18 protein-coding genes and 1 pseudogene are annotated in these 19578 nt (G+C 74.7%); 9 read left to right on the top strand and 10 right to left on the bottom strand.

Annotated features, from left to right (window positions below; all coding sequences use genetic code 11):
* Nucleotides 1-21: 21 nt before the first annotated feature.
* The 4 genes from ACIQWA_RS00770 to ACIQWA_RS00785 all read right to left on the bottom strand — a co-directional run bounded on the left by ACIQWA_RS00770 (nucleotide 22) and on the right by ACIQWA_RS00785 (nucleotide 4142).
* Entirely contained in the window at nucleotides 22-1404 is a 1383-nt protein-coding gene (locus tag ACIQWA_RS00770) for a glycosyltransferase 87 family protein (protein WP_402476384.1), read from the bottom strand.
* Nucleotides 1397-2245 (bottom strand): S-methyl-5'-thioadenosine phosphorylase, encoded by an 849-nt coding sequence (locus ACIQWA_RS00775; RefSeq protein ID WP_402477828.1) that lies wholly within the window; start codon nucleotides 2243-2245, stop codon nucleotides 1397-1399. Before ACIQWA_RS00775 ends, ACIQWA_RS00770 begins: the two co-directional genes overlap by 8 nt.
* Nucleotides 2246-2328: 83 nt before the next feature.
* The gene (locus tag ACIQWA_RS00780) at nucleotides 2329-2829 is read right to left on the bottom strand and encodes a hypothetical protein (RefSeq protein WP_360235717.1); all 501 of its coding nucleotides are present in this window, start codon (nucleotides 2827-2829) and stop codon (nucleotides 2329-2331) included.
* Nucleotides 2826-4142: a molybdopterin-dependent oxidoreductase gene (locus ACIQWA_RS00785; protein ID WP_402477831.1), complete on the bottom strand. Its 1317-nt coding sequence runs from the start codon at nucleotides 4140-4142 to the stop codon at nucleotides 2826-2828. Before ACIQWA_RS00785 ends, ACIQWA_RS00780 begins: the two co-directional genes overlap by 4 nt.
* A gap of 498 nt (nucleotides 4143-4640) precedes the next feature.
* On the opposite strand from ACIQWA_RS00785, the gene ACIQWA_RS00790 reads away from it, so the two are divergent.
* Both ACIQWA_RS00790 and ACIQWA_RS00795 read left to right on the top strand, forming a co-directional pair.
* Entirely contained in the window at nucleotides 4641-6143 is a 1503-nt protein-coding gene (locus ACIQWA_RS00790) for an MFS transporter (protein WP_402476388.1), read from the top strand.
* Complete coding sequence (locus tag ACIQWA_RS00795; protein ID WP_402476391.1) at nucleotides 6140-6754, top strand: helix-turn-helix domain-containing protein; 615 nt, start codon at nucleotides 6140-6142, stop codon at nucleotides 6752-6754. Before ACIQWA_RS00790 ends, ACIQWA_RS00795 begins: the two co-directional genes overlap by 4 nt.
* 75 nt (nucleotides 6755-6829) lie before the next feature.
* Here ACIQWA_RS00795 and ACIQWA_RS00800 read toward each other — a convergent pair whose 3' ends face one another.
* Nucleotides 6830-7057: a hypothetical protein gene (locus tag ACIQWA_RS00800; protein WP_360235708.1), complete on the bottom strand. Its 228-nt coding sequence runs from the start codon at nucleotides 7055-7057 to the stop codon at nucleotides 6830-6832.
* A 268-nt stretch (nucleotides 7058-7325) separates the two neighbouring features.
* On the opposite strand from ACIQWA_RS00800, the gene ACIQWA_RS00805 reads away from it, so the two are divergent.
* Both ACIQWA_RS00805 and ACIQWA_RS00810 read left to right on the top strand, forming a co-directional pair.
* Nucleotides 7326-7529 carry a cold-shock protein gene (locus tag ACIQWA_RS00805; RefSeq protein WP_045694210.1) on the top strand — a complete coding sequence of 68 codons (204 nt, stop codon included), beginning with the start codon at nucleotides 7326-7328 and terminating at the stop codon, nucleotides 7527-7529.
* Between the two features lie 275 nt (nucleotides 7530-7804).
* Nucleotides 7805-9373 (top strand): DEAD/DEAH box helicase, encoded by a 1569-nt coding sequence (locus tag ACIQWA_RS00810; RefSeq protein ID WP_402476394.1) that lies wholly within the window; start codon nucleotides 7805-7807, stop codon nucleotides 9371-9373.
* A 68-nt stretch (nucleotides 9374-9441) separates the two neighbouring features.
* Here ACIQWA_RS00810 and ACIQWA_RS00815 read toward each other — a convergent pair whose 3' ends face one another.
* Nucleotides 9442-10458: an AraC family transcriptional regulator gene (locus ACIQWA_RS00815; protein WP_402477834.1), complete on the bottom strand. Its 1017-nt coding sequence runs from the start codon at nucleotides 10456-10458 to the stop codon at nucleotides 9442-9444.
* 65 nt (nucleotides 10459-10523) lie between these two features.
* Nucleotides 10524-11444 (bottom strand): hypothetical protein, encoded by a 921-nt coding sequence (locus ACIQWA_RS00820; protein ID WP_402476396.1) that lies wholly within the window; start codon nucleotides 11442-11444, stop codon nucleotides 10524-10526.
* A gap of 239 nt (nucleotides 11445-11683) precedes the next feature.
* Between ACIQWA_RS00820 and ACIQWA_RS00825 the strand changes: the two genes are divergently transcribed.
* The 4 genes and pseudogenes from ACIQWA_RS00825 to ACIQWA_RS00840 all read left to right on the top strand — a co-directional run bounded on the left by ACIQWA_RS00825 (nucleotide 11684) and on the right by ACIQWA_RS00840 (nucleotide 14890).
* Complete coding sequence (locus ACIQWA_RS00825; RefSeq protein ID WP_402476399.1) at nucleotides 11684-12115, top strand: GNAT family N-acetyltransferase; 432 nt, start codon at nucleotides 11684-11686, stop codon at nucleotides 12113-12115.
* A 61-nt stretch (nucleotides 12116-12176) separates the two neighbouring features.
* Complete coding sequence (locus ACIQWA_RS00830) at nucleotides 12177-12872, top strand: phosphatase PAP2 family protein (protein WP_402476402.1); 696 nt, start codon at nucleotides 12177-12179, stop codon at nucleotides 12870-12872.
* Nucleotides 12873-12990: 118 nt separating this feature from the next.
* Nucleotides 12991-13503 (top strand): annotated as a pseudogene (locus ACIQWA_RS00835) (SigE family RNA polymerase sigma factor); the annotation flags it as partial.
* A gap of 124 nt (nucleotides 13504-13627) precedes the next feature.
* A complete protein-coding gene (locus ACIQWA_RS00840; protein ID WP_402476403.1) occupies nucleotides 13628-14890 on the top strand; it encodes a hypothetical protein in 1263 nt (420 codons plus the stop codon).
* 102 nt (nucleotides 14891-14992) lie between these two features.
* Here ACIQWA_RS00840 and ACIQWA_RS00845 read toward each other — a convergent pair whose 3' ends face one another.
* The 3 genes from ACIQWA_RS00845 to ACIQWA_RS00855 form a co-directional block, all read right to left on the bottom strand.
* Nucleotides 14993-16045 carry an FAD-dependent monooxygenase gene (locus tag ACIQWA_RS00845; protein ID WP_402476406.1) on the bottom strand — a complete coding sequence of 351 codons (1053 nt, stop codon included), beginning with the start codon at nucleotides 16043-16045 and terminating at the stop codon, nucleotides 14993-14995.
* Nucleotides 16046-16212: 167 nt separating this feature from the next.
* Entirely contained in the window at nucleotides 16213-17409 is a 1197-nt protein-coding gene (locus tag ACIQWA_RS00850; protein WP_402476408.1) for a transposase, read from the bottom strand.
* Nucleotides 17410-17515: 106 nt separating this feature from the next.
* Complete coding sequence (locus ACIQWA_RS00855) at nucleotides 17516-18796, bottom strand: MFS transporter (protein ID WP_402476410.1); 1281 nt, start codon at nucleotides 18794-18796, stop codon at nucleotides 17516-17518.
* A 170-nt stretch (nucleotides 18797-18966) separates the two neighbouring features.
* On the opposite strand from ACIQWA_RS00855, the gene ACIQWA_RS00860 reads away from it, so the two are divergent.
* Complete coding sequence (locus ACIQWA_RS00860) at nucleotides 18967-19425, top strand: MarR family transcriptional regulator (RefSeq protein WP_360235678.1); 459 nt, start codon at nucleotides 18967-18969, stop codon at nucleotides 19423-19425.
* The last annotated feature ends 153 nt before the right edge of the window (nucleotides 19426-19578 follow it).

Raw genomic sequence — 19578 nt, forward strand, 5'->3', positions numbered from 1 at the left:
GCCAGTGGCGGGGGCGTCCCGTCAGACTTTCGTCATCTCCGGCCCGCCCTCGCGCACCGGTCGCGATCCCAGGACGGGCCCCAACACCCCGGCCAGTGCGCGCAGCGCCGGGACGGCCAGTACGCAGGCCAGCGCGGCGCCGTACGCGGTGCGTTGGGCGTCCTCGCCGCCCACCAGGTAGAGCATCTGCCCGGCGGCCGGGACGGCCAGCCACTCCCACCGCCCGTCCAGCCCGACCAGGGCCACCACCAGCAGCCCGTACCAGGGGTAGCTGGGCGCGACCAGCAGCAGGGCCGTCCCGGTGACCAGCAGCGCGCCGCGCCAGGGGCGGTCCGGGTCGCCCCGGCGCAGCACCCACAGCACCACCGCGGCCAGCACCAGCGCGGCCGCCCACGGCGCCCAGCGGTCCGGCAGTACCGCCCGCACCAGGCCGAAGCGCTCCAGATGGCCCTGCTCGTAGCCCTCCTCCCGGAGGTACCCGGGCAGGTAGCCCAGGACGCCGACGCCGGAGGCCGCGACGTACGGGAGGTAGACCACGGCGAAGGTGCCGAGGGTCGCGGCGAGCAGCACCAGGTCGCGCTTGGCGGGCCGCCGGGCGAGCAGACCCGAGAACGCCCCTGGCAGGGCGAGGGCGGGCAGCAGCTTGGTCGCGACCGCCGCTCCGAGCAGGGCGCCGGCGGGCCCGGCCCGGCGGCGGGCGGCGCAGCCGAGCCCGGCCACCATGAGCAGCGCGCCCAGGGTGTCGACGTGGGCGTCGTTGACGGCCCACACCGTCACACCCGGGCACCAGCCCCAGAGCGCCGCCCGCCGACCACGCCGCAGCAGCAGGGCGGTGGTGGCGACCGCCAGCAGGGCGCCGCCGACCTGCACGCCGCGCACCCCGCCGCCGAAGGGGTGCTCGGCGAGGAACCAGGCCTCGGCGACCGGCGGGTAGATGGTGTGCACGGCGGGCCGGTTGATCCGGGTGCAGTCCCCGGCCGCGGTCCGGTGTTCGTCCCAGGCCGTGCAGTCACTCCCGGCGGGGAACAGGCCGGGGTCGCGCAGCCGCAGCAGCGCCGGGTCGTCCGGGGCGTGGGCGTACGGGGAGATGCCGGCGGCCTGGACCCGCCCGTCCCACACGTAGCGGTAGGCGTCGTCGCTGGTGCGCGGCGGCGCGAGCAGCCCGACGGCGGCGACCAGCACGCTCCCGACCAGCACGAGGGGTGCCACCCGGCGCTCCGGCACCCGCCGCAGCAGGAGCAGGGCGAGGGCGAAGAGGGCGGCGTCCAGGACGTACCAGTCGTGCAGCGGCGCCCGGTCGGCGAGCGTGCCGCCACCGGTCACGGTGCCCGCGAGGGCGGCGACCAGGGCGGCGAGGGCGGCGGCGCAGGGCAGGGTCCGGGTGAGCGCCGGGCGGTCAGGCACCGGGGACACCGGGCAGACCGGTGGTCAGGCCGTCCAGGGCGTGCGGGCAGGGGCAGTCCCGCTCGACCGGCAGGGCCTCCAGAGCCTTGAACAGGACGGCGCGCAGCCGGTCGACGTTCCCGGCGAAGACCTCCAGCACCTCGGCATGGGTGACCCCCTCGCCGCTCCCCACCCCGGCGTCGTGGTCGGTGACCAGCGCCAACGAGCTGTAGCAGAGCCCGAGTTCACGCGCCAGCACGGCCTCGGGGTGCCCGGTCATCCCGACCACCGACCAGCCGTTGGCGGCGAACCAGCGCGACTCCGCCCGGGTGGAGAACCGCGGACCCTCGATCACCACCAGCGTGCCGCCGTCCACCGGCTCCCACGCCGCCGAACGCGCCGCCCCCAGCACCGCCACCCGCCCCGCCGGACAGTACGGATCGGCCATCGACACGTGCACCACCGCCGGCACCGAGCCGTCCGGCAACGGCCGGCCGTCGTAGAAGGTCTGCACCCGGCCCGAGGTCCGGTCCACGAACTGGTCCGGCACCAGCAGCGTGCCGGGCCCGTACTCCACCCGCAGCCCGCCCACCGCGCACGGCCCCAGCACCTGCCGCACCCCCAGCGAGTGCAGCGCCCACAGGTTCGCCCGGTAGTTGATTCGGTGCGGCGGCACCCCGTGCCCCCGCCCGTGCCGCGGCAGGAACGCCACCCGGCGCCCCGCCACCTCCCCCACGAACACCGCGTCGCTCGGCGGACCGTACGGCGTCTCCACCCGCACCTCCGCCACCTCCTCCAGCAGCGCGTACAACCCCGAACCGCCGATCACGCCCAGTTCGGCCCGGGGGCCCTCCTGATGCACCGTCACCTTCGTCAACCTCTCCTCGGGAATCCGATCCCGACCAATGTAGGAGCGGACCGGGACGGGCCGGGCGAGGCGCCTCCTTACGGTTCCCGAACGTCGCGGGCGCCCCGGCGCCGGGCGCGGCGCAGCGTGACCGCGAGGGCGAGGGCGGAGGCCCCGAACAGGGCGGCGGTGGCGGCGAGCCAGCGGCCGAGGTAGACCCCCTCCGAGAGCCCGGTGGCGCCCGGGTAGGGCGCGGAGAGGTCGAGGATCAGCGGGAACCAGACGAGCAGCAGCAGACCGGACAGGAACGCCGGGACCCGGAGGAAGTTGATCCAGCCCACCGTCGGCGCCGGCACGGCGCGGTGGCGCAGCACGGACCGGGCCGAGAGGTCGGCCAGCGAGTACAGCGGGAGCAGGATCAGGTCGTGGGCGACGGCGGCGCCGACGAACCAGACCGCCACCGCGAGCGGCCGGACCGTCACCAGCCGCTCGACCGCGTAGCCGGTCAGGGCGAGGGAGGCGAGCAGCGCCAGCAGGTGCAGCGGTCCGGCGCCGTACCAGCGGGTGAAGGCCGCCCGGCGGTTCCTCGGCCCGGTCATGCCGGCCCCGTCCGGAAGGTGAGGCGGCCGACCCATTTGGTGTTGTTCACACCGGGGTTGGCCGGGACGATGATCCGCGCGGGGTAGCCGTGGTCGAGCGAGAGCTCGGCGCCGTTGACGCGCAGGGCGAGCAGCGAACGGGGGTCGCGGATCTGGTTGCCCCGCAGCACCACGGAGGTGTACGGGCCGGGCGGCTGGACCGATTCCACCAGGACGTTGGCGGCGTCGGGCAGTCCGGCCAGGGCGGCGAGGTCGGCGAGCGGGAGCCCGCTCCAGTGCTGGTCCTCGGTGGACCAGCCCTCCACGCAGGCGATCGGCAGCCGGGCGGAGCGCTGCGGCAGGGCGAGCAGCTGCTCCCTGGTGAACACCCGGCCGGGCCCGCTGCCGTGGAGCTCCAGCCGCCAGTCCGGCCCGACCATCGCGGCCGTGACGCCGACGGCGGCCGCGGTCTTGTTGACCTGGAAGCCGTTCGGCCCGGAGTCCCGGTCCCGGTTGTGCGGCGCCAGCAGAGCGGTGCCGCGCAGCCGGCCGCCGATGCTCTGCCCCGCGGTGACCACCAGCAGTGCCAGGGATCCGGAGCCGACCAGCGCGAGCGCCCCGCGGCGGGCGATCGTCGGCGGGGCGGGCTCGGGCGCCACCAGCCCGTCGGCGTCCGGGGGTTCGGGCCGGGTGCCGGTGCGGCCGGTGCGCAGCTCCACCAGCAGCGAGCGGGACCGCAGGGCGCGGACCATCCGGCCCAGCCGGAGCGCGACGTGGACGGCGAACGCGGCGATGAACACCCACGCGCCGTAGAAGTGCAGGGTGTAGAAGGAGCCCGGGAAGACGTAGTGCAGCTGGATGTTGAGGATGCCGGTGGCGAACTCGAAGACGGCGCCGCCGACCAGCATCAGCAGCGACAGCCGCTCCAGCGCGTGGGCCGCGCTGCGCGCCGGCGGCCACTCGAACAGCTTGGGGATCACCGACCACAGCTTGGCCAGCAGGACCGGCACCAGGACGACGCCGAGGGTCACGTGCACGCCCTGGGTGAGCCGGTACAGCCAGGACGGATCGGTCGGCCAGTCGAACAGGTAGAAGCCGAGCACGCCCTTGTCCGGCGTCTGGTCGTTGAGCGGGTCGAGGTCGGGGTTGTAGGCGGCGTACGAGAGGGCGCCGGTCACGAAGAGCACCGGGATCCCGAGCAGCAGCACCAGCCCGAACACCGAGGTCAGCCAGGGCCCGCGGATCGGGCTGCGCCAGAACCGGGGCCGGAACGGTCCGGGCGGCGCGGGCAGGCGGCCGAGCCGCTCGGCGAGCGCCGCCGCCGAGCCGGACACCCGGGCGGTGACCACGGCGCGGCCGTGCCCGACGGCTCGGCCGAGGGAGCCCAGCGCAGCGCCCAGCCGTCGGGGCCGCTTCCCCGGCGGTTCGTCACCGTTGTGCGCCGTGTCCACCGACCACCTCCAGTCGCCCGGGAATCCGCGGGGCGGCGCGGCTCGTCGGCCGCCTGCCACCGGGAAGGGAACGGGCGTGCGCCGACGCTCCGTTCGGCGTCGACGACCGGTCGGCCGCAGCCCGCCGGACAGCCAACCACCCGTACGGAGCGCTCCCGGTGAAGCCGCCCGGAACCGACCGGGCTATCACCCGGACGGCCCCGGCACGGAGCCCGCTCGGACCCCGCTCCCGTAACCCTCGCCAGCCATGTCATCATGTGAAGACATCAGCTGATGACATCGGCTGGTGACATCCCTCGGTCAGCTGTGCCCCGAGGTGCCCGGGGCGGCGTCCCGCTCCCCGGTTCGGACTCTCGATCTGTGACAAGGGAGGGCGCGTCCATGGAGACCCCGACGGGCCGGTCGACGCGACGTGAGCGGGCCCTGGTGCCCGTCCTGGTGTTCCTCAGCGCCGTGGTGGCGGTGATCAGCAGCCTCGGCGCCCCGATGATCCCGACCATCGCCGCCGTCGACCACGTCTCGCTCGCCGAGGCCCAGTGGTCACTGACCATCACCATGCTGGTCGGCGCGATCGCCACCCCGGTGCTCGGCCGCCTCGGCGACGGCCCGGACCGCCGTACGGTCACCCTGGCGGCGGCCGCCGTGGTCGTGCTCGGCAGCGTGCTGGCCGCGCTGCCGCTCGGCTTCTGGTGGCTGATCGCCGGCCGCGCGCTCCAGGGCGTCGGCGTCGGCCTCACCCCGCTGGCCATCGCCACCGCCCGGGACGCCCTGCCCACCGCGGCCTCCCGCTCGGCGGTCGCACTGCTGTCCATCACCACCGTGGCGGGCGTCGGCCTGGGCTACCCGATCACCGGGCTGATCGCCCAGTCCTTCGGCATCCACGCGGGCTTCTGGTTCGGCGCGGTGATCAGCGGCCTGGCCCTGCTGCTGGCCGTGCTGGTGCTGCCCCCGGCGAAGCACCGCGAACGGCGCCCGCTCGACGTGCCCGGCACCGTCCTGCTCAGCCTCGCCCTGGTCGGCCTGCTGCTGGTGCTCAGCGAGGGCGAGAGCTGGGGCTGGGCCTCCGGCCGGCTGTGGACGGTGGCCGCGCTGTCGGTGCTGCTGCTCACCGCCTGGATCCGGCACGAACTGCGCACCGCCCACCCGCTGGTCGACCTGCGCAGCCTGCGCAACCCCGTGGTGCTGAGCGCCGACGTGGCCGGCCTGGTCGCGGGCGTCGGGATGTACCTGCTGATCTCCCTGGTGATCCGCTACGTCCAGACCCCGACCGGCACCGGCTACGGCCTGGGCGCCTCCGTCGTGGTCGCCGGGCTGGTGCTGCTGCCCTTCTCCGCGGTCAGCCTGCTGTCCAGCAGGCTGGTGCCCGTCCTCACCCGGCGCACCTCCTCCGCCCTCGTCCTGCCGATCGGCTGCGGTGTCTCGCTCGTCTCGATGCTGGTCTTCCTCCTCGCCCGCGACCACTTGTGGGAGCACCTGGTGGTGATGGGGATCGCCGGGCTCGGGGTGGGCTGCACCTTCGCCGTGATGCCGGGTCTGATCGTCGCCGCCGTGCCCGCCCAGGAGGTCGGCAGCGCGGTCAGCTTCAACCAACTGCTGCGCACCATCGGGTACTCCACCGGCAGCGCGCTGTGCGGCGCCGTGCTCCAGGCGCACACCGCGCCCGGGCAGCTGCTGCCCGCGGACAACGGCTACCGGGACGCCGCGCTGATCGGCTGTGCGGTCTGGGTGGTGATCGGTCTGACTACGATCGTCCTGCCGCGGGTCAGTGCCGCGGCCGCCGCCCGAAACGGGGTGCGAGTGGACGAGGAGCTGATGGTGGAAGAGAGCATCGCCGTGGCCGGCGAGGGCGAGGTACCCGTGCTGCGGGCGGGGGCCGAACGGTGACCGCGTCGTCCGGCGGCCCCGACCGGGCCGGGGGCGCCGAAGCCCGTACGGAGCCCGCGCCCCCGCGCCGCCGGGACGCCGCCCGCAGCCGCGAACTGCTGGTCCAGGCGGCCCTGGAGCTCTTCGCCGAACGCGGCTACGACCGCACCACCACCCGGGAGATCGGCGAACGGGCCGGTGTCGACCCGGCGTTGATCGCCCGGTACTTCGGCGGCAAGACCCAGCTCTACCTGGCCACCGTCCGGCTCGAACTCGGCAACGAGACCCCGGCCGACCTGCTGGAGGAGGAGCGGCTGCGCACCCTGCTGGTGCGGCTCACTCAGCGCGGCCCCGGCCCGCCCTTCCAGTCCGCGGTGCTGCCCGGCGACAACACCGAGGTGCAGCAGGCCTCCCGCACCTACCTGTACGAGCGGGTGGTGGACCCGCTGCGCGAGCGCTTCACCGCCGAACGGGTGGACCGGCCGCAGCTGCGGGCCGAACTCGCCGCGGCCGCCTTCGCCGGGGTCGTGCTGGCCCGCTCCAGCGGGGCGTTCAGCGAACTCGCGGCGGCCGACCCCGAGGAGCTGCTGCCGCTCCTGCACGGCCTGCTGGCCGCCAGCCGCCCGAGCTGACCCCGACCCCGTGCGGGGAGCCCGCGCGGGGGCCCCGCGCGGGCGGTCACCCCTTCCAGAGGCGGGGCGCCGGGGTCAGAGCCGGAACATCGCGGTGTACGGCTGGGGGATGCGTTCCTGGCGCGATCCGAAGTCGACGAGCACCGCGATGTCTCCGTCACCTTCGACGGCGATGACCCGGCCGAGGCCGAACCCGTCGTGGGTGACCCGGTCCCCGACGGCGAAGTGCTTGCGCGGCGCCTCGGTCCGGGGCTTGAAGGGGCTGGTGGGCAGGGGGCGGCGACCTGCTGAAAAATTCGTCATTTGTCATTCAGTATGCGCCGCAGCACCACGGGTACGGACCCATTTCGACGTCACGATTTCGACGTCGTCGCGAAAAGTGCCGACACCGCGGGCGGCGGCCTGCTACAGTCGACTTAGTTGCAGTAGTGGTTCCCATGAACTTTGTGTGCGCCTGCTGATCTTGCAGGCGCATTTTTCGTTCCCCGGCTCTTCCCCGGTGGGCACTTCATGCGGTGACTCGAAGCCCGCACCGTGCGCGCTTCGGACAGTCCCTTGAAGGAGACTTTTAATGGCTAATGGCACTGTGAAGTGGTTCAACTCGGAGAAGGGCTTCGGCTTCATCGAGCAGGAGGGTGGCGGCCCGGACGTCTTCGCCCACTACTCGAACATCAACGCCAATGGCTTCCGTGAGCTGCTTGAGGGCCAGAAGGTCGAGTTCGACGTGACGCAGGGCCAGAAGGGCCCGCAGGCCGAGAACATTCGCCCGCTGTAGTTCACCCGCCAGGGTACCTGCCTGGTGGTGAGGGGTCCGCACCGCGCACATGCCCGGTGCGGGCCCCTCTGCGTTCCCCCGCCGCGACCGCCCACGGTTCGAGGTTCTGCGCGCCTGCCCCTCCGCGGTGAGGGCCGACTGCGGCGACGTACCCCGCACGGTCCGACCGTCCCCGCTCCGCCCGTCACACGTCCGGCCCGTTCCCTGCGGTCTCCCCTGCGCCCCGCGCCACCGGAGCCTTCCTCGTGACGTGCCGCCCTGAGGAAGGTTCCCGCATGACCCGTTCCGGTCGCTCCTCCTACCGAGACTCGGACATCGGCTCCACCAACGGTTCCCACTCCGTCGGCCGGCCCTTCCGGGGCCGCCGCCCCGCCGGCCGGAACACGCCCCAAGGCCCCACCGGAGCGGGCGAGTCGGCGCTTCCGGCGAGCAGCACCCCGGCGCTGCCGGCGGTCGAGTCCTTCACCGAGCTGGACCTGCCGCAGCCGCTGCTGTCGACGCTGACCGGTCAGGGCGTCACCACGCCGTTCCCGATCCAGGCCGCGACGCTGCCCAGCTCGCTGGCCGGCCGGGACGTCCTCGGCCGGGGCCGCACCGGCTCCGGCAAGACCCTCGCGTACGGCCTCGCCGCGCTCGCCCGCACCGCCGGGCGCCGGGCCGAGCCGCGTTGCCCGCTGGTCCTGGTGCTGGTCCCCACCCGCGAACTCGCCCAGCAGGTCACCGAGGCGCTCACCCCGTACGCCCGCGCCGTACGGCTGCGCACGGCGACCGTGGTCGGCGGGACGTCGCTCAGCCGCCAGGCCTGGACGCTGAACCGGGGCGCGGAGATCGTGGTGGCCACCCCCGGCCGGCTCAAGGACCTCGTCCTGCGCGGCGACTGCCGACTGGACCAGGTCGGCGTCACGGTGCTCGACGAGGCCGACCAGATGGCCGACATGGGCTTCCTGCCGCAGGTCACCGAGCTCCTCGACCAGGTGGACCGGGCCGGGCAGACGATGCTGTTCTCCGCCACCCTGGACCGCGGCGTCGACGGCCTGGTACGCCGCTTCCTGGAGGACCCGGTCACCCACTCGGTGGACCCGGCCGAGGGGACGGTCGGCACCATGGAGCACCACGTGCTGCACGTGCAGAACTACGACAAGGGCGCCACGATCGCCCACATCGCCTCCCGCGACGGCCGGGTGATCATGTTCACCGAGACCAAGGACGGCGCGGACCGGCTGGTGGAGGAGCTGCTGGCGAACGGGGTGAGGGCCGCGGCCCTGCACGGCGGCAAGCTCCAGGCGCAGCGCACCCGCACCCTGGAGCAGTTCCGCACCGGCGAGGTGACCGCGCTGATCGCGACCAACGTCGCCGCCCGGGGCATCCACATCGACGGTCTCGACCTCGTCGTCAATCTGGAACCGCCGACCGACCACAAGGACTACCTGCACCGGGGCGGGCGCACGGCCCGGGCCGGGGAGTCCGGCACCGTCGTCACGCTGGTGCTGCCCAAGCAGCGCCGCGGGGCGGTCCGGATGATGAGCACCGCCGGGATCACGCCCGTCACCACCAGGGTCACCGCCGGTGACGAGGACCTGGCCCGGATCACCGGGGCCCGGGTGCCCAGCGGCGTGCCCGTCACCGTTCCCGATCCCGTGGTCGAGCGGCCGCGCCGCGGCCCGTCGGCCGGTCACGGGCGGTACGGCCGTCCCTCCTCCGGCTCCGGCTCCGGTGGTGGCCGGAGCGGCGGCGGCAGTGCCCGGAGCGCCGGGGGCGGCGCCCGGACCGTCACCGACCGTGACGGCCAGGGCTCCTCCGGCCACCACCACCGGGCACCCCGGCGGGCCGCCCGCTCCGAGTAGCACCGCCGGGCCGCCGCTCACCAGGCCAGGCCCGCGCTCGCACCCGCCCGCACCCGGCCCGCCCGGCCTCACTCGCCCTCGGCCGCCCGTTCGGCCAGCGCCCGTCGGCGGTGTTCCCGGGGCGGGTGCCCGTACGCGGCCCGGAAGGCGCGGCTGAAGTCGTCGGCGCGGGGGAAGCCCCAGCGGGCGGCCACCGCGTGGACGGGCGTGGTGCGCCGGGCGGGGTCGGCGAGGTCGCGGCGGGCGTGCTCCAGGCGTTGGGCCCGGATCCAGGCGGCGAGGGTCTCGGCGTCCGGCGCGTGCCGGGTGAAGACCCGGTGCAGATGGCTGACGGAGACGTGGTGGGCGGCGGCGATCGTCGCGGGGGTGAGGTCGGGGTCGGCGAGGTTGCGCCGGACGAAGGCGCGCACCGCCTCCGCCAGCGCCCGGTGCCGGGTCTCCTCCGGTACGGCCGCCTCGGCCTCCAGTTCCCCGGCGACCCAGGCGGCGACCAGGTCGACCACGATCGTTCCCAGCCGGGCCGCCTCGGCCGGCCTCAGCGCCGTCGCCTGCCGGTCCAGTCCGACCAGGAACTGCGACAGCAGCGCCGCCGAGCCCTCCCGGGCGTCGAAGGCGCGGCCGAGCAGGTCGCGCAGCCGGTGCGGCGGCAGCGGCAGCAGCTCGGCCGGGAAGTCGATGCCGACCCCGGAGAGCCGGGGGACCGTGTCGCCGGCGGTCGGGCCGCCGAAGGTCCGCAGGTCGTAGGGGTGCGAGCTGTCCACCAGGTGCAGGGAGCCCGGCCCGAGCGTCTCCGTCCGGCCGGCCGCGCGGGTCAGCGCCATGGTGCCCTGCTGGAGGAACGACAGGTGGTAGACCCCCGTGTCGGCCCGGCGCACCATGCGCTCCGTCCGCCGGAAGCGCACCGACGGGAACGACGTCCCGAGCAGGACCACCTCGCCCAGCTCGGCCCGCCGCAGCTCGGCCCGGAAGTCGCCGGCATGGGCGCTGGTCGCCTCGCAGGCCCGGGTCCGTTCCAGCAACTCCCGCCAGCAGTCGAAGCGTTCGCTCGCGGGCAGCTCCTCACCCCGGAACACCGTTCCGGTCACTGCCGTCACGTCCGCCGCCTCCGGCTGCTCCCCCATCGTCCTCGCAACGCCGTCCGACAATCGGATCATCCCGCCGGATGAGGTTCCGGCCCGGCCGGGCCCGGGGCCGCGGCGGGCGGGGCCTTGTCCAGGGAGACCGCCGGCAGTTCCCCCGACTGCTCCGGCTGCTCGGCCCGCTCCGACCGCTCCAACTGCTCGGGCCGCTCCGGGTCGCTCCGCTCGATCCGGCCCAGCAGCCGGGCGACGGCGTCGGTGCGCTCGCGCAGCACCGCGACGTGCTCCGCCCGGTCGGCCTCGGTCGCCGCCTCGGCGGGCCGGACCGGGATGCCCCGCTGCCGGGCGGTCGCGATCAGGCTCTCCCCCGCCTGTCCGACGATCACCAGCACGGCGGCCGCGAAGCAGCCCGCGTCCAGGGTGCGCGGCCGGCCGAGCAGGCCGCGGTGGACGATCTGGGCCGGAACGGTCAGCTCGTCCAGCCGCTGGTCGACCGAGCCGCGTTCGAGCGCCGCCAGGACGACCGTGGCCAGCGCCTCACCCGCCTTGGTGACCGCCCACTTGCGCCCGGGCACCGGCGGGAGGAACTCGCGGATGCGGTCCACGTCCTGTTCCAGGGCGCTGGTGGTCAACACCTCGAAGGCGTTGCGAGTCCGGATCTCGACGACCTTGTCCCACTCGACCTCCTCACCGTCGAAACCGACCCGCACCGGCCCCAGGTGCACCGCGCCGTAGCCGTCGAGCAGCCCGAGCAGCTTGTGCACCACGGCCGGGGTACGGGGGTGACGGCCGATCAGCGTGCCCAGCGACAGCTTCCACGGCTCGGTGGCCGGCACCGGCGGCGGGGCCACCGAGCCCAGGGCCGCCAGCGCCCACCGCCCGCCCGCCGCGGACCGTCCGCCGCGCAGCACCGCCTGCCGGCCCGCCTCCCCCAGCCCGGCCGCCGCCCCCACCAGCCGTCCCAGCCCACCGGCCCACTCGACCCTGGCCACCCGCCCGCCCCCTCCACACCCCGACGAAACCCACAGGTCGGACATGGTACGGCGGGACCTCCGGCCGCCTCCGGGCACCTCCCCCCCCGGGGTCTCCGGGGTGCGGATCCGGGCTTTCCACCACCCGCCGACGCTCCGTCAAGGATGATCGCCGTACGGACGGATGGCGGCGGACCGGAGGATTCGGGCCTGCGCGCCGGGCGCGGGATCCGTCCCACCCGACCTGTACGATGTAATGCATGACAAGCATGAATGACCCTTACGAGCTGCGCCCGGGCGTCCCCACCGTCGAGGTCTTCCGCCGCCTGCGCACCGACGCGGGCCTCTCCGACCGGGCCCCCGAGGACGTCGCGATCGGCCTGCCCAACACCTGGTACGGCGTGGTCCTGCACCACGAGGGCGAGCCGATCGGCATGGGCCGGATCATCGGCGACGGCGGCACCGCGTTCCAGATCGTCGACATCTGCGTCCATCCGGCCCACCAGGGCCGCGGCCTGGGCAAGCGCATCATGGCCGCCCTCACCGAGGAACTGGACCGCCGGGCACCCGCCACCGCCTACGTCTCGCTGATCGCGGACGGGCCCGCACGCCTCCTCTACGAGCGGTTCGGCTTCAAGGACACCGCGACCCACGACTCGGTCGGCATGTACCGTCCGATGGCAACGGGCTGACCGCCCCGGCCACGGGGGCGCCAACCCGCACCCCGTCTCCCGAGGAAGGGCGCCCGCCACGATGGACCACCCGCCGAACGCCCGGCCCCGCCGGTGGGCGGCCGCGGCCGCCGTCGCACTGCTGCTGTTCGGAGCCCTGGCGGCCCTGCTGGCCGCGCACGGCTGGGCACCGTACGGCTTCGAGCGGGACGCCTCCGACTGGAGCGCCGCCCACCGGCCGGCCGCCGCCCGGACGGCCGCCGAGGTGGTCACCTCGCTCGGCACCGGCGCGGCGCCCTACCTCCTCGCCCTGGCCGCCGGCGCCGTCGCCGTCCGGGCCCTGCCCGCCCCGCGCCCCACCCGCCGGGCCGCCCTGCTGCTCCTCGCCCCGGCGCTCTGGCTGATCGCCGGGCAACTGGTGCGCTACGGCCTGATGGAGGCCTGTGCCCGCCCCCGCCCGCCGCACGCCGACTGGGCCACCGCCGCGTCCGGCTTCTCCTTCCCCTCCGGTCACTCCTTCAGCTCCGTACTCTGCGCCGGCCTGCTCGCCCTCGCCGTGACCCGCGCCCGCCCGGCCGCCGCCCGGGCCGCCGTCGCGGGCGCCCTGCTGTTCGCGGCGGCCGTCGGCCTCAGCCGGATCTACCTCGGCGTGCACTGGCCCCTGGACGTCCTCGGCGGCTGGCTGCTCGCCGCCGGCTGGCTCGCCCTCGGCACGGCCGCCGTGCCCCGGGCCGACCGCCCCCGGGCCCCGCGCACCCTCCCGCACCGCCCCGGGTAGGCTCCCGCCGGGCTCGGCAGCCGAGCCCGGGCGCCCCGGCGGAATCCCTGACGGGGCCCTGACGAACCCCCGGCGGACGGACTGTCACACGATGCCGGGCCCACCGCGTTACCAAGGTATGGATCAAGAATCGCGTGCGGACGCGTCGCCCGAACCACCCTGGCCGGAGTTCCCGGACTTCGTCGCCGCCCGCGCCCGGCACCTGCTGCGCACCGCCTTCCTGCTCACCGGCGGTGACGCCCACCTCGCCGAGGACCTGGTGCAGGAGGCCCTCGGCCGGATCTACGTCAAGTGGCGGCGGATATCCCGGCTGGACAACCCCAGCGGCTACGCCCAGACCGTCCTGGTCAACACCTTCCTCTCCTACCGGCGCAAGCGCAGCGCCTCCGAGCGCGTCACCGACGAGTTCCCCGAGGTCGGCGTCGACGACCCGGACCCGGCCCTGCGGCTGACCCTGCTGCGCGCCCTCAGCGAACTCCCCGCCCCGGACCGCGCGGTGCTGGTGCTGCGCTTCTGGGAGGACCGCAGCGTCGAGGAGACCGCCGCCGCACTACGGCTGAGCGGCCCCGCCGTCCGCACCCGCTCCCGACGGGCCCTCGCGCGGCTGCGCGCCGTCCTGGGCGAGGACATCGACGCCGTCCTGAACGGATCAACGGCGGAAGGAACCGCGACGGCGGGAATACCCGCGACGGCGACGGACGGATCCAGCCCGAAGACCGGCCCCGACGGCCCCTCCCGGAAGGCGGTGCTGCGCCATGCCCAGTGACGACGACGCATTCGCGGACGCGTTGACCGACGGCTTCGCCCGTGCCCTGCGCGGCGCCGCCGAGCTGGCCCCCGAGCCGGTGCACCACGCGCTGGCCGCGCAGGCCGAGCAGCGCGGCCGCCGCCGACGGCGCAACCGCCGGGCCGCCCTCGCGAGCGGCCTCGCGGTGCTGGTGCTGGCCGGGGCCGGCGGCTTCGCGGCCGTCCGCGGCGGCTCCTTCGCGGCGGTCGGCCCGGTCGGCCCGCCGGGTCCCGCCCTGCCCAGGATGTCCGCCCAGGAGCTGACCGCGCTGTACACCGGGCTGCTGCCGAAGGGCACGGTGACCGACTTCACCGCCAGCTCGATGGGGAAGATCGACCCGCACCAGACCGGCTCCACCCTGATGTTCGACGACGGCGCGGGGGCGAGCATCGTGATGTTCACCGTGGAACGGACGAACCTCGCGCCCGAGGCGGGCGCGGTCTGCATGGACCCGTTCCAGACACCGCAGGACTCCTGCGACCGGAAGGTCCGGCCGGACGGCTCGGTGCTGGTGATCGACAAGCTGCGCAGCGAGCACACCGAGAACGGCCGCGAATGGCGGGTCACCTGGGCCGCCCCGGACGGCCGACGGGTCAAGTTCACCGAGTACAACGGGCAGCCCGCCAGGGCGAACCGGCCGAACCCGCCGCTCGACGACGCCCAGCTGACGGCCCTGGTGACCGATCCGGCCTGGGACCGGGTCTTCGCCACCCTCCGACCGGCCGACGGCGCCCCGAGGCCGACCGCCGTCCCGACCCCCGCAGCGTCCGCCGCCACACCGTCCGCCACCGCCCCCACGGGCCCGGACCTGCTCGCGAAGCTCGTCCCGCTGCTGCCCGCCGGGGCCGAGGTGAAGGGCCAGGACCCGGCGCACACCGCGCTCACCGTCAGCTTCCAGGGCCGCACCAGCCTGCTGATGGTCAGCGCGGAGCCGCCGTCCCAACGCGGCCGCGACGAGCTCGCCGGAATGGACGGCAACCCGCCGACCCCGCTGGAGGTGCGGGAGAAGCGGCCGGACGGGACGGTCGTCGTCACCAACCGCTTCGGCAACGGGAAGACCGCGACCGACCCGGTGCTGCACTGGCTGGCCGCCGTCCACTACCCGGACGGCAGCCAGGTGCAGATCTCGGAGGGCAACGGCGAGAACGCCTACACCTACCGCCCGGGCGATCCGGCACTCGACACCGACCGGTTGAAGGCGCTCGTGACCGACCCGGCCTGGCGTCGCTGAGCGGGCGAACCGGCGCTCCGGCACCGTGAGTTGACGACGGCGAGTTGACGACGGTGAGTTGCCGCTCACCCAGGGCCGGGGCGCCGCTCCGGGGCGGCGCGGTCAGCGGAGCCCGCCGCCGCAGCCGCTCGCCACCTCCGGGGCCGGCTCGCTGCGGCGGGCCTCGAAGTCGGCGAGCCAGCGGAGCGCGTCGCCCGCCGAGGCGTCCCAGCCCGTGCCCAGGTCGACGGCATCCTCCAGCGCGTGCCGCAGGCCCAGGTCCTCCAACGGGCCGGGCGCCTCGGCGCGCCCGCCCACCAGGGCGACCCGGCCGCGGACCCGGCCCGCCCCGGCGGCCTGGTCGGGGACGGTCCAGGCGTGCCAGTCCCGGCCCATGGTCAGCACGTTGCGGGCGGCGTAGCCGATCTCCGGGAAGGCCGCGAGCACCTGCTCCAGGTCGACCCGGGTGCCGTCCAGATCCGCTCCGGTGTGCTGGTGGCGGGTCGCGGAGAGGCTGAGGTAACGGGAGTCGGGCAGCGGGAAGTGCGCCACCTGCCACTGCGCGCCGACCCAGCAGGTGGCGGCGCCGTCCTGCCAGCGGTCCGCCACCAGCTCCATCGGGATCACGGTGTGGTAGACCGCGAGCCGCGACCGCGGGGTGCGGTCGGCCCACTGAGGGTCCCGGCGCACGACCGAGCGGGCCGTACCGGAGAGGACCAGGGCGTCGCCGGTGACGCTGCGTCCGTCGGCGAGCGCCGCGACCACCGACTCGCCGTGCTCGGTGTAGCCGACCACCCGGCTGTCCGCGAGCAGTCGGACGGCGTCCAGCTCCCAGCAGGCCTCCAGCAGCGGCTCGTGGACGTCCAGCCGGTGGGCCGTCGCGTGCGTCGGGCGGCCGTCGCCGTGCCGGGCGGGCAGGGCGATCGTGCTGACCGGCTCCCCGGTCGCGCCGTCCATCACGCGGAACTCGTCGATCACCAGGGACCGTTCGCGGACGGCGTCGCCGACGCCGAGCAGGTCCAGCAACCGGAACGTGTGCGGCGCCAGCCGGACGCCCGCCCCGCCCTCGGTGAGCACCGGCCGTTGCTCCAGGACGAGGACGTGATGGCCGCGCGCCCCCAGCGCAACCGCCGTGGCCAGACCGCTGACACCACCGCCGGCAACCAGAATTCGCATGCTTCCGATGATGGCTCCGGGGGGACTTGGCGGGCGATGCGGTCACGTTGCCTGTGTCAGAACCTCCCGCCGAGGTGACACATCGCAAACTCCGAGGTTTGAAACGCGCGATGTCTGATTTGTGCGGTTGGCCGCACCGCACCGCACTGCGCCTCCCCACCGGACGCTCAGAGCGAGCGGCCCATCCGCTCCATCGACACCATGCAGTGGGTCCACGGACGGACCCGGGCCCGCGCGGCCGCCACCACCTGCGCCACGTGCGCGGCCGCCGCCAGTGTCATGTGGCGGTGCCAGCCGTCGGCACCGCGCCCCTCGTAGTCGTCCAGGGCCCCGACGTGCGAGGCGGAACCGGCGAAGTCCTGCTCGACCCGCTGCGGGAGCTTCGCCAGCCGCAGCAGCACCCCGAGCGGCGTCGCCGTCAGGTTCGTCAGCCAGCAGCCGACCGGCTGCTCCTGCCCGGCGTCCCACTGGCCCAGCAGCAGCAGCGGCAGCCCGGCCCACTCCACCGGCACGCCCCCGACCAGGCTCCGGCGCACGGCGCCCGTCGCCGGGTCTGTCCACTCCACCGGCCGCCGGAGCATCCGGTGCAGTTGCAGCACCCGGCCGGCGGGCAGCAAGCGGCCGCCCCGGCCCGTCCCCCGGTCCAACACCGGCAGGTCGGTGGGGACGGCGGACAGCAGCGGCGCGCCCGCCCGGGCGTAACGGTCGAAGACCGGCCCCAGATCGGCCCCCGGGAGGTCCAGGACGACCGGGCGGGGCCCGATCGTGCTCGGGTCGCACACCCGGGCGGCCGCCGCGACGCACCCGGCCGCCCGCTCGCCGAGCGGCACCAGGTGCCATCTGACCGGCACGGTGACGTCGCTGGCCACGCCCCACATCCCGATCGCCCGCCGGCCCTTCCGGGGGACCGGCAGCGCCTGCACCACCCAGGCGGTGAAGCGCAGTTCGTTGTCGGCGTGGCGCTGCAGCGCCCGGCTGACCGGCTCCCAGTCCCAGGTGGACGCGGCGATGAAGTGGTGCAGGCTCTGGGCGAGTTCGGGCCCGCCGACCTGGGCGGCGATGTTCCGGATCGACTTGCGGCCCTCCGCCGCGATCAGCCCGCGCAGGTAGAGGGCGCCCTTGGCGCGCTGGTCGCTGCGCGGCAGCGGGGCGAAGAGCACCTCGGACAGCTCCTCCAGGACGCCGCCGGCGGTCGGGCCCGGGCTCGCGGTGCCCGGGGGGCTCGCGGCACCCGGGGGGCTCACGGCACCCGGGGGGAGGGCGGACGGGGTGCGGACGGACGGGCTGCGGCGGGCGGTCCGGCGCCGGGTGTCGGGCTCCGCGGGGCGAGTGAAGATCGTGTCCACACCAGCGCGAACGGTCATGTCGGCAAGCCTATTTCCACTTCCCCGGGGGTGGCCGAAAACCGTCGCCGCGCCGCCCACCGGTGGGACGGCGGGCGGCGGGTGGCAGGGAGCGCGGCGTCCGGGGTCAGGCCTTCCGGGCCAGTTCGCCGTCCACGCCGTCCACGTGGGTGGCGGAACCGGTGGCGGAACCGGCCGCGGAACCGGCGGCCGAAGCGTCGCCGGCCGCGGTGGGCTCCGGCGCCTCGCGGCGGCCGCGGGCCCACATCAGCACCGAGAGCGTCAGGGCGATCGCGGTGGCGAGGGCGGCGGTCAGGGTGACCGCCCGGGCGTCGTAGCCGAGGTCGATGGTCGCGCCGCCGAGCCAGGCGCCGAGCCCGTTGCCCAGGTTGAACGCGGAGACGTTGGCCGAGAGGGCGAGGGCGGGTGCGGCGGCGGCCACCGCGAGGATCCGCGCCTGGAGCGCCGGGATGATGGAGAAGCCCGCGGCGCCGAACAGGAACAGCGCGATCGCGGCCGGGACCTGGTGGGGCGCGGCGAGCCAGAACAGCAGCAGGGCGACCAGCAGGGCGCCCTGGGCGCGCAGCACGCCGCGCATCACGTTGGCGTCGGCGGCCTTGCCGCCCAGGATGTTGCCGAGGACGGAGCCGATGCCGAAGACGATCAGCAGGATGCCGACCATGGCGGGCGCGAAGTGGCCGATGTCGCGCAGCAGCGGGGCCAGGTAGGTGGAGGTGGTGAAGACCGCTCCCTGGGCCAACACGGTGATCAGCATGGACAGTTGCAGGCTGCCCTTGCGGAACACCCTCATCTGTTCGCGCAGCGACAGGCTCCCCTCCGCGCCCTCCTCGCTCTCGGTGGACAGCGCGCCGGGCACGAACCTGACGATCAGCAGCAGGCACAGCACGGCGAAGCCGGTGACGTAGCCGAAGGTGGCGCGCCAGCCGAAGTGCTGGCCGATGAAGGTGCCGATCGGGGAGCCCAGCACGTTGGCGAAGTTGAAGCCGAGCGCGATCTTGGCCATCGCGGTGGCCTGCTTGTCCGGCGGGGACATCAGGGCGGCGACGTGCCAGGCGACGGCGGCGAAGGTGCCGTGGCTGAGCGAGGTGAAGATGCGCGCGCCCATCAGCGTGGGGTAGTTGGGGGCGAGCACGGCGATGACGTTGCCGACGATGAAGACGCCCATCAGGCTGAGCAGCAGCCCCTTGCGGGACCACTTGGTGGTCAGCAGGGTGATGATCGGCCCCCCGATCGTCACCCCCAGCGCGTAGCCGGTGACCAGCAGGCCGGCGGTCGGGATGGTCACGTCCAGGTCGGCGGACATCTCGGGCAGGATCCCCGCGATGACGACCTCGGCGGTGCCGACGCAGAACACTCCGAGCATCAGGGCCAGGAGGGGCAGTGGCATGGCGACCCAAGCCTTTCGTAGGGAGCCAGGTTCAAGGATGATGCATGCGATTGCATATAGATAATGGACGAACGTGCCTGGGTGGTCAACTGCCGCAAGGAGTTACGCTGGGAAACAGTGGCGGACGGACAAGCAGAACGTTCCGAAGGACTCAGTGAGGGGCCGCGTCGATGGAGACATGGGGACCGGGGAGCGGGCGGGACGAGATCGCCATCTGGCGACAGCTCACCCGCCTGATGGAGCAGGTCAACGCGACCGCGGGCAGGCGGCTGACCCGCAGCCACGGGGTCTCCATGAACGAGTTGCTGCTCCTGCTCTCGCTCGCCGAGCAGCGTGACGGCACCCTGCGGATGTCGGACCTGGTCAAGACCCTCGGCGCCAACCAGCCCTCGGTCAGCCGGATGGCCGCCCGCCTGGAGGACGCCGAGTGGGTGGTGCGGCGCAGCGCCCTGGACGACAAGCGCGGGGTGGACGTGCGGATCACCGAGGCCGGCCGGCGACTGGCCGGGGAGGCCGAGCAGACCCTGCGCAAGGCCCTCGCCGAGGCGCTCGACTCGGCCGCCCTGAGCGACTCCACCGCCTCGCTCGTCGCCCGGCTGCGGTACGCGCCCGCGGTGCCGATCGACTGAGCACCCGCCCTCCCCGTACCGGCCCCGGTCGCAGGCCCCGCCCGCGACCGGGGCCGCTTCATGCCGGTTCACATCCCGGCAACAGGACTCCATGCGAAGTAACGGCACAGAAATATATGCATTCGAATGCATCTAATGTGACCGCTATCACGT

Source organism: Kitasatospora sp. NPDC098652 (genome assembly GCF_044760155.1).
Taxonomy (GTDB): domain Bacteria; phylum Actinomycetota; class Actinomycetes; order Streptomycetales; family Streptomycetaceae; genus Kitasatospora.